The sequence below is a fragment of the Neisseria flava genome, from assembly GCF_982712965.1.
Genome location: NZ_CEXQBZ010000108.1, coordinates 1 through 1,048 on the forward strand (window position 1 = coordinate 1; position 1,048 = coordinate 1,048).

Annotated in this window: 1 protein-coding gene; it reads right to left on the minus strand. The window is 55.6% G+C overall.

Features of this window, described 5'->3' with window-relative positions:
• The coding region (locus AC5M9B_RS04870) for an OmpP1/FadL family transporter (RefSeq protein ID WP_487648322.1) at positions 1-954 on the minus strand (954 nt) is incomplete at its 3' end.
• Positions 955-1,048: the final 94 nt, after the last annotated feature.

Consider the following 1,048-nt stretch of genomic DNA (forward strand, 5'->3'; position numbering starts at 1 on the left):
CAGGTTGAATTTGTCGGTGGCTTTGTACATGCCGTGAACGGACAAGGATTCGGGCGTGACGATTTTGACGCTTGCTTTTTCACGCGGAACGTAACCGCGGGCGGCAAGCGCGCCCAAATCCCAAGCGCGGCGGGCGTATGCGCCGTCGGCTTCCCATTCTGCAGAGCCTTTGAGGGTGTGTGATACTTTGGAGCGGTAGTTCACGCCGACCCGTGCGCGGTCATTGATGTCCCACATCCAGGCAAGTTGATAGCCGAAGCCCCAGTCATGGCCTTTAACTTCGGCGTGTCCGTCAGATTTGCCTTGCGCGCTGACGGATACAGGGCGGCCGGCGGCGCGTGAAGCAAGGCCGCTGGCGAGTTGGCTAATAGCGCCGGAGGCATCCCAGTCGGAATATTTGCGCAATTCGGCTTTGGAATATTGGGCGATCAGGCCGGCACCGAAAGCATGATTTTCATTGGCTTTCCAAGCGACGACCGGCTCGATGTCGATGCTGGTAAGGCCGAGTTTGTTGATGTTGTGGCGCAGCACGGAATCTTTTTCGTATTCGGTGACAGAGCCGAAAGGGACGTAAACGCCCAAGCCCAAAGTTACGTCGTCATTGACTTTGTATGCGCCGTAGAGGTGCGGAACGACGGTGGTTTTGGTGATTTTGCCGCTTTTCGAGCCGGAAACATCGCCGCCTTGATAGTATTGGGCGGAATTGGCTTCGTAGCGGATGCTGGGCAGGACGATGTTGGCGTTGACGGAAACTTGGCTGCTGTCGAGTTTGGACAGGCCGGCAGGGTTGTAGAAGATGGTCGATGCGTCGGCCGCTTCCGCGCCGGAAGAGTTGGCGGTGCCTTGCGCGTTGACCGACTGCGTACCGAAATGGTAGCCCGAAGCGTGGACTGCGCCGGAGAAGAAGACTGCGCTGAGTAAGATTACGGTTTGTTTAATAGGTGAGTTCGTCATTTTCTTATACCTGCGTGCAAATAATAAAGAGGTCGTCTGAAACAAACGCCTCTATCCGATTAGTATAGGTGCTCGATTCTATACCACCTTACCG